General features: G+C 55.6%; 4 protein-coding genes. All 4 read left to right on the top strand.

Translation table 11 applies throughout. From position 1 onward, the window contains the following. A partial coding sequence (locus H6F59_RS00005) for an ATP-binding protein (RefSeq protein ID WP_199325432.1) occupies positions 1-1,146 on the top strand: 1,146 nt, incomplete at its 5' end. 178 nt (positions 1,147-1,324) lie between these two features. Continuing rightward, positions 1,325-1,567 carry a hypothetical protein gene (locus H6F59_RS00010; RefSeq protein WP_190694064.1) on the top strand — a complete coding sequence of 81 codons (243 nt, stop codon included), beginning with the start codon at positions 1,325-1,327 and terminating at the stop codon, positions 1,565-1,567. Between the two features lie 730 nt (positions 1,568-2,297). Beyond that, positions 2,298-5,135 carry a PAS domain S-box protein gene (locus tag H6F59_RS00015; RefSeq protein WP_190694065.1) on the top strand — a complete coding sequence of 946 codons (2,838 nt, stop codon included), beginning with the start codon at positions 2,298-2,300 and terminating at the stop codon, positions 5,133-5,135. Positions 5,136-5,296: 161 nt separating this feature from the next. After that, on the top strand, positions 5,297-9,585 hold a 4,289-nt coding region (locus H6F59_RS00020; RefSeq protein WP_190694066.1), incomplete at its 3' end, for a PAS domain S-box protein.

Raw genomic sequence — 9,585 nt, forward strand, 5'->3', positions numbered from 1 at the left:
CGCAAATACCAAGCCGATGTCGGCACCGACCGAGTGCAGGCAGAACTGGCCCAGGCGATCGCTCGGGAGCTGCGCCTCTCAGACGAGGCTGAAAAGCTGGCTAAGTCGCTGGGCCTACTGGGCAAGAATGCGCCGGCTGCCCCGCCACAACTGCCCCCAGCAGCGCCAGAGGATGGCGTGTCGCTACCTGCACCCATTGGCCCCAGCACCCGCCTAAATGCCTTACCTGTAGCGGCTACTCCTAGCGGCCCCCAGCAGTGGGATGAGGATGAGGTGGCGATCGCCCCCACGGCAACCGGCATCCTGCAAGATTGCCTCGCCTATCCCACAATCCTTATCTACGGCCCCCAAGGTAGCGGCAAAAGCACCCTGGCCCATTGGCTGATTCAGCAGCGGATCGCCGCTGGACACCACTGCGAAATTCTAGACCCCCATGCCGCCTACGGAGCCTGGGAGGGGTTACCGCTCTATGGCGCTGGCATGAACTATCAAGCCTGCGACGATCGCCTGGTGGCCTTTGCTGACCTGGTGAAAAGCCGCTACCAGGTCTTGAGCACTAAGCCTAATTTCAACCCCAAACCCCATACTTTGTTGACTGAGGAGTTTACCAACTGGGCCCAGCACTGCCCCAACGCTGCCCAGTTTTTTGGCAGCTCGATGAGCGACCTGCGCAAGGTCAATATGTTTGCCGTCTACGTCGCTCACGGTCGTACACTAACCTCGCTGGGTGGGAAGTCAGGCGTAGCTGAACAGCGCGACCAAAGCCTACTTGAAATTGAGCTATCGGCGATCGTGGGCCCTGGGGGTAAGGCCATGCCATCGGGTAAGGCAAACGTCTATTACCCTGGCCAGAAAAACACCCCGATCGCCGTCGAGGTGCCCACCCTAGATCTGGGGCAACCAGCCAACAACCAGGGGCTAGAGTCAGCCTACTCTGCCGACAGCTCAAATGATGAGGTTGCCATTATTAGGGAGGTTTTGATCAAGGCTAACGAGCCTCTATTAGCGTCCCAAATCAGGCAAAAGCACCGGGCACTCAAGGACGGGGTAGACACCAAAGCACTGGAGCAAAAATTAGAGAGGATGGCGCACGAGGGCTTTATCAATCGCCTCCCTGAGAATCCGCCCCGCTACGCTGTCTCATGACTGTCTTGCCCACAAGACAAAAACCCTGGAGCCCTTGTCTTGTCGGTGTCTCGTTGTCTTGTGGGCTGTCTTGTGAGGGTCTTGCGAGACAACCCACGAGACAGCCGCAAGACGCCTACAAGACGGCCACAAGACAGCAGCACCGACTACCCTACACCGCTATTTAGGAGTAACAGAAATGACCTGGCAATGCCCTTACACCCCACTCGAATTGCACCAGTTCAACCCCCACGATTTTGCCTACGGCGATCGCATTGTTTTGCCCGATGGCCGCACTGGAATGGTGAGCAAGGTGGGCTATAAATATGGTCACGTCGATGCTGATTCTGGGGCTGATTGGAAAGGGTACCTGAGCGATCTCAGGCCAGCAGTACTCGATGGAGTAGGACAGCCCAGGGTGCAGCAATTGAGCCTGCTGTAGTGCAATCTCGCAAAGGCCAAACAAAAAACCCCACAGGCTAACGGTACCGGTGGGGGTTTAGTTCTCAGGGTGCATCTACGATTCAGGACTTCTGCCCGTTACTGCCTAGGATGCCCTCGTCAGTAGGGGTGGTAGCAGGGGTAAGCTATTTGGCGTAAATGGAATTTCACATCTGCCCCTGGCGATCGCCGGGGGCTTTGTTTTGATGACCTTCACTCAGAAGTCAGGGATGGGCAACCCGGCTATCTGCGCGCGCAGGCAACTAGGCAACGAAGATTAGAAATTCGGGACTTTGGAAGGAACAAGAAGATGTGGGCATCGCTGTCAGCACAGCATTGCCCACCAGCCAGAGTAGGTAGAAGCCCAGCCTACTATCGTTGCCAATCCACATCGCACAATCAACGGGCCATTCCTCAAAGCTCATAGGCGTCCACATCGCTAACTAACTTGCTTATGGTGTCTAAGCAAAACCCCCACGGGCCAGCGGTGCCGGTGGGGGTTAGGGTGCATCTACGGGACGTTTCAGGAACTCGCTGCTGGGGTTAGGGTGCCCGGGACGGAGGGGAGTGGTAGCGGGGGCAGGATGCAATCGGCTAGGTGGCTTAGTCGGTGGAGCTGACCCGCTTGCAGGTATAAACTTACCGACTGAGTCCCGAGCGACCGGTATCATCTGTTTGTGAGTCTCTGGGGATTAGCCATTCGACCTGCTTCCGCTAGATTGCTCCGCGACGTGACTTCAACCAAGAAGATGCCAAATCTGACCCGCTCTCCACTATCGCGCTATGGCATCGCTAGTCTCAGCGTTTTATTAGCAGCCCTGCTGATGTTGCTGCTGAACCCTACGCTGGCTATGACTCAGAGTCCGTTCCTGCTATTCTTTGGCGCTGTCATGGTCAGCGCTTGGTCTGGCGGCTTGGGTCCAGGACTGGTCGCCACTGCGTTGTCCGGGCTGATTAGCACCTACTACTTTATCCCGCCCCTTTATTCTCTCTCTCTCAACTGGTCCAGCGGCTTGCGGCTGAGTCTATTTTTGCTAGAAGGCGTGCTCATCAGTGTCCTCGCTGGCGAACTGCGGGTGGCCAAGCAGCGGCTTGAGCGCACGTTGTCACAGCTACAGCGCAGTGAGGCAGACTATCGGCAGCTTGCCATGCAGTCGCAGGCACAGGCGAAGACCTTAACGGCCATCTTTTCCGCGTCCGTCGATCATATCTACATTTTTGACCAAGAGGGGCGCTATGGCTATGTCAGCGATGGTGCTGCCCAGGTACTCGGTCTTTCACCCGATGACTTGCTGGGCAAAACATGGCGCGACATTGGTTTGCCCGCCGCGCTGATGGAGCCAGTAGACGCCCAGCGAAAGCAGGTGATGTCTACCGGGCGATCGCTCAAAAGTGAAACTGACTTTGTCACAGACAATGGGGTACGGTCCTACGAATACATTCTTACGCCGCTAAGTACAGACTCATCAACCAACGCTGTAGTAGTCATTTCTCGGGATATTACTGAACGTAAGCAAGCAGAAGCTGAACGTCACCAATCGCTACTGCGAGAACAAGCGGCCCGAGCCGAAGCAGAGGTGCAGCGCAATCGGCTGCATTCGCTCTTGGTTCAGGCTCCGGCTTCTATCTGTATCGATCGTGGTTCTGAGCATATCTTTGAGTTTGCTAATCCGCTCTTTTCGCAATTGGTGGGGCAGCGTGAACTAATTGGACGCACAGTGCGGGAAGCCTTCCCTGAGATAGAAGGACAAGGTTTTTTTGAACTGCTGGATCAGGTGTTTGAAACAGGAGAAGCGTTTGTAGGCAATGAAGTAGCGGCTCGATTGGATCGTCAAGGCAATGGCACGCTCGAGGAAGGGTTTTTCAACTTTGTCTACCAGCCGATCTTCGACGTTAACGGTGCGGTAGAAGGAATTATCACCTTTGGCTTTGAGGTCACCACTCAAGTTGTGGCCCGGCGGCAAGCCGAGGCTCTAGCAGAAGATTTAACAACCCAACAGATTGCCCTCAAGAAAAGCGAAGCCCGCTTTAGCCGCCTGGTGGAAGCCAATATTATTGGCGTTCTTTTGGCCGCACCTAACGGCACTATTCTGGAGGCGAATGATGCCTTCCTCAAAATGGTGGGTTACACCCGTGAAGACTTGCAAAAGGGCTTGATGAACTGGGGTGAAATGACACCACCAGAATACCGTCAACAGGACGAGCAAGTCTTACAGGAACTCGCCAGCACCGGTAGTTGCGCCCCGTTTGAAAAGGTATACATCCGCAAGGACGGCAGCCATGTGCCTATTTTGCTGGGAGCCGCACAGCTCGAAAGCGACGAGCTGGCTTGGGTTTGTTTTGTTTTAGATCTCACAGAAAGTAAGCAGGTTGAGGTCTTACTGCGTCAACAAGCGGAGGCTTTAGCCCAGGCCAATCGATTAAAAGACGAGTTTCTCGCCACCGTTTCCCATGAATTGCGGACACCCCTAAATGCGATGTTGGGTTGGGCGACCATGCTGCGTGAGAAACAACTGGATGACGCTACTCAGCAGCGAGCGATCGAGACGATTGAGCGCAATGCCAGAGCGCAAAACCAGTTGATTAATGACCTGTTAGATGTCTCTCGGATCATTACCGGCAAACTTCGCCTAGATGTTCGCCCTGTTGCGCTTGTTTCGGTGCTTGAGGCGGCGCTCGATTCGATTCGACCAGCCGCAGAAGCCAAGGGCATTCGCCTGCAAAGTCTTTTAGACCCGGCTGCGGGTCCCGTTTCTGGCGACCCAGACCGGCTGCAGCAAGTGTTTTGGAATTTGTTGTCCAATGCCGTGAAGTTCACACCGAAAGACGGCCGCATTCAACTTCGCTTAGAGCGCATTAATTCACACGTTGAGATCACCGTCAGCGACACCGGGCAGGGTATTAGCCCCGAGTTTTTACCCTATGTATTTGATCGCTTACAGCAAGCGGATAGTACCACCACTAGAACTCATGGTGGGTTGGGGCTGGGCTTGGCGATTGTGCGCCATTTGGTTGAACTCCATGGCGGACAGGTTCAGGTGGCGAGTGCGGGTGAAGGTAAGGGAACGACTTTCATGGTCAATCTACCTATTACGATCTTTCGCCCCGAACCAACCGCTACTGAACGCGTGCATCCGGCTGTCAGCGATACGGCTCCTTTCATCGATGCGCCTAGCTTGGCTGGGATAAAGGTTTTGGTTGTCGATGACGAAGCTGATGCCCGAGAGCTCCTAGCCACACTATTGAGGCAAAGCGGGGCCGTGGTCACCGTTGTGACATCGGCACAGGAAGCATTGGCGACCATTACCCAAAGCTCGTCAGAGCAAAGACCTGACATTTTGGTGAGTGACATTGGCATGCCCGAGGTAGATGGGTATATGCTGATGCGACAAGTGCGCGCCTTGACGCCAGAACAGGGAGGCAGAATGCCAGCCATTGCTCTCACCGCTTACGCACGTACAGAAGACCGCATCAAAGCATTGGCGGCAGGCTTTCAGTCCCACGTCCCTAAGCCAGTGGAGCCCGCTGAATTTATTGCAGTTGTGGTCAACTTAAGTGAGCGCTTGTGAGAGCTTACTAATAATGGCAACCAATTCTTGAGGTTTCACACTTTGGAGAACGTACTAGACAAGTCTTGCTTAAATTAAAACGTCTGTCTTGGGGACGATTTATATTTCCGCCAAAGTCTAGTTGAATGGATTTACCGTTTATGCATACGGCTCCATCTTCAATGAAACGCAACGCGAGCGGAAAGTTTGTGAACAACTGGGAGCGAGAGACCAAACATCGATTCTGCCTATCCCTAACCCAAACAGCTTGGCGATCGCTCGAGCAAGCGGCCCAGCAACGGGGTATCTCTCGCTCTGAAGTGATCGAACAGTTCGCCCGTAGTTTAGAGGCGGAGTCTACCACCCACGACTATGGAGAAAATTCTCAGATCGCTCAGCTGCAAAACCAACTGCTTGAGCCACAGCAGCAGAACCAGGCGTTAGAGGCGCAGTTAGCCCACACGCCAGGTCAAGCCGATCGGGCGATAGAGCCTAAAGTCGTCGCTATTTTAGAGAGCATCACCGATGCATTTGTGACCTTTGACCGCCAGTGGCACTACACCTACGTCAACCAGGCAGCGGCCCAAATTTTGCGCAAAGCCCCGGAAGACCTGATTGGCAAACATGTTTGGAACGACGTTTTTCCTGAGGTGGTGGGTGGGGTAGCCTACGAGGCCATGCACCGAGCGATCGCTGAGCAAGTTCCGGTGGCCTGGGAAGAGTTTGGTGAGCCCGTTCAGTGCTGGCTGGAGGTAAAAGCTTACCCCTCCCCTGAGGGACTCGCGGTTTATTTTCGCGATATGACCAACCGTAGGCAAGCCGAGGTAGAACGGGAACAATTACTCCGCGATTTGGAAACAGAACGCGCCCAGTTTGAAGCGGTGCTACGGCAGATGCCGGCGGGCGTCTTGATTGCCGAGGCCACGTCTAACAAATTGATCCTAGCCAATGAGCAAGCAAAACAAATTTTGGGATATGGCTACGAGCCGTCCTCCGAACTAGAGGACTATGTCCCTCTCACTCCCTTTGACGCGTTTCGCCCCGATGGGCAAAAATATGAGCCCCATGAATTTCCCCTGCCGCGATCGCTGAGAGCTGGTGAAGTTATTACCAATGAGGAGATGGAGCTGCGCCAGGAAGACGGGCAGCGGACCGTAATTAGCGTCAGTTCAGCCCCAATTTTGGATAGGCAAGGGCAAATTTCGGCGGCCGCCGTAGTGCTTCAAGACATCACCGAACGTCAGCAAACCGAAAGGCTCCTCAGGCAGCAGGCCGAACATCTCGAAAACCAGCAGAAATGGTTAGAAGCCGTTCTCGATTTGATGCCAACGCCAACCGCCTTTATTGACCCAGAAACCGCCAAAGTCGTTTTTGCCAACCGAATTGCCAATGAGTTAGCCGGGGGAGATCTACCTAAACACAAACCCCTAGAGGAATATACCAACGCCTATTACTGCACCGATGCCCAGGGCGATCGCATTGCCACCGAGCAAATGCCCGCCGTGCTCCTTGCCCGTGGGGAGCAGTTACAGAACCTCGAGATGAACTGGCATACCCCCGGCGGCATTCGGGCTACCCTCTGCTGGGGAGAAACCCTGCCCGCCATGTATGGGCACGCGGCGATCGGCATTGTCATGTTTCAAGATGTGACCCGCCTCAAGCAAATTGAGGCAAACCTACGGCAGACCGAAGAGCGCCTACAGCTAGCTCTCTCGTCGGCCCAAATGGTCGCCTGGGATTGGGATGTAGAAACGGATCAGGTCGTCTGTTCTCCCAATGCCAAAGAAATTTGGGGCATGCAGGTGGGCACCGCAGACGAGTTTCAGGCCTTCATCCACCCAGACGATCGGCCGCTGCTCAGGCAAGCGACTGAGCAGGCCGTCGCGGGGGACCAGTCTTTCGCCCAAGAGTATCGAGTGATGGCTGCCGACGGTGAGGTGCGCTGGCTTAAGGCTCAGGGGCAGGCCTACCTCAACGAATCTGGGCAAGCGGTGCGCGTGGCCGGGGTTTCGCTCAACATTACCGAGCGCAAGCACATCGAAGCCAATCGCGAGGCCCTACTGGCAGAACTCCAGCGCAAAGAACAGCAGCAGCAGTTTTTGATTGAGCTGAACGATGCCGCGCGCACCCTGCAAGACTCAGAGGAAATTGTCTGGCGAGTCGTTAGCGCCACCGGCAAACATTTCAACGTCACGCGCTGTGCCTATGGTGAAATTGATGCCGCCCAAGAACACGTAATCGTCGATCGCGATTACTGCAACGGCGTCATCAGCGTTGTGGGTAAGCACCACATGGATTCCTTCGGAGCTGAGATCATTGCCGAGCTGAAGCAGGGCAAAACCGTTGTGGTCGACGATGTCAATTGCGACCCCCGCACCGCTGGTGCCGGAGCGGCGGCCTTTGCCGCCATTGAGACCCAATCGCTGCTCTGCGTGCCCTTGGTGAAGAGCGGGCGGTTCGTTGCCCTACTGGTGCTCCACCACATAGCACCTCGCGCCTGGACAACAGACAATGTAGCTCTGCTGGAGCGCATTGCCGAAAAAACTTGGCTGGCGGTAGAGCGATCGCGGGCAGAAGCGGACCTGCGCGAGAGCGAAGCGCGGCTACAGCTCGCCCTCAACATTGGCCGCATGGGCACCTGGGAATGGGACATGCAGGCCAATACAATGCGTTGGTCGGCGGGGCATTTCACTATCCTGGGTTTCGAGCCCGACCAATGCGTACCGAGCTACGAGCTGTGGGCCAGCCGCGTCCATCCCGATGACCTACCAACCGCGGCAGCCCAGCTCCAGCAGGCGATTCAGGAGCGCACCGAGTACTATCACGAACATCGACTGCGCTGGCCCGATGGGACCATTCGCTGGGTCGAGGCCAGGGGGCAGTTTTCTTACGATGGCCAAGGCCATCCCAAGCAATCTATCGGCGCTGTCATCGACATTACTGACCGCAAGCACGCCGAGCAAGAGCGAGAACAGCTGCTCGAGCGAGAACGCTTGGCCCGAGCTCAGGCCGAAGCCGCCCAGCAGCAACTGGCCACCCTGGTTGATGCCTCCCCGGTTGGGCTGGCGCTACTGGACGGTGAGCAGCGATTTATTGCCATCAACGACGCCCTGGCTGAGATCAATGGGTCATCCCGTGAGCATCACTTGGGTAAGTCCGTTCTGGAGCTATTTGGTCAATCTGATCCCGCCGTCGTTGAAGTCATTGGCCAGATTTATGCCACGGGTGAGCCGTTTGTCTCGCCCAGCCTACCCGTCAATATTCCTAGTCGTGACGATCGCAGCCCTGGCTACTACAACGTTCACTATCTGCCAATGGTTGACTCAAATCAGCGGGTAGAACGACTTTTAGCCTATGTTGTCGATGTCACCGAGCGCGTCAATCTAGAGCGCGCCCAACGGTTTCTAGCTGAGTCGAGCGCCGTGCTGGCGTCTTCTTTAGACTACCAAACCACCCTCGAGAAAGTTGCCCAGCTCACCGTCCCAAAACTGGCCGACTGGTGCACCGTTCACATCGTGGAAGAGAATGGCGCGGTCGACCAAATTGCCGTAGCGCACGTTGATCCGGCTAAGCTGGAATGGGCTTACCAGATTCGAGACAAGTATCCCCTAGATACCGATGCAGAACGCGGTGCCGCCCTAACCCTGCGCACCGGGCAACCCGACCTGGTGCCTGAAATTCCCGATGAGTTGTTGGTTCACGCTGCCAAAGACCCTGAGCATTTAGAGATTTTGCGGCAGGTGGGCTTTAGCTCAGTGATGACGGTGCCCCTGCGTACCCAAGACCAGGTGATCGGCGTGATCTCGTTCATCGCGGCTGAGTCGGGTCGCCGCTACACCGCCGCAGATTTGCAGCTCGCCGAAGAATTGGCGCACCGGGCTTCCCTGGCAATCGAAAATGCTCAGCTCTACCAGGCGGCTCAGCGTGATCGCACCAAAGCACAAACCGCTAACCGCATCAAAGATGAGTTCTTAGCCGTCTTGTCCCATGAGTTGCGATCGCCCCTGAACCCCATTTTGGGCTGGGCCAGACTATTGCGCAGTAGGCAGCTAGATGCGACCAAAACTGACCAAGCCTTAGAAACCATTGAGCGCAACGCCAAACTCCAGGCTCAGCTGATCGAAGACTTGCTCGATGTTTCCCGCATTTTGCAGGGCAAGCTGACGTTGAACGTTACTCCAGTAAATTTAGTCACTACGATTGAAGCGGCGGCTGAAACCGTGCGCCTGGCGGCTGAAGCCAAACGGATTCGCATTCAAACCACGCTGCATGCGATCGCAGGCCAGGTTTTAGGCGACACCAACCGGCTCCAGCAGGTAATTTGGAACTTGCTCTCCAATGCGGTTAAGTTCACCCCGGCGGGTGGGCAAGTCGCCATCACCCTAGAGCAAGTTGACGCCTATGCTCAACTTCAAGTGCAAGACACCGGCAAAGGGATTCATCCTGACTTTTTGCCCCACGTGTTTGACTA

Origin of the sequence: Nodosilinea sp. FACHB-141 (genome assembly GCF_014696135.1) — a bacterium.
Classification (GTDB): domain Bacteria; phylum Cyanobacteriota; class Cyanobacteriia; order Phormidesmidales; family Phormidesmidaceae; genus Nodosilinea.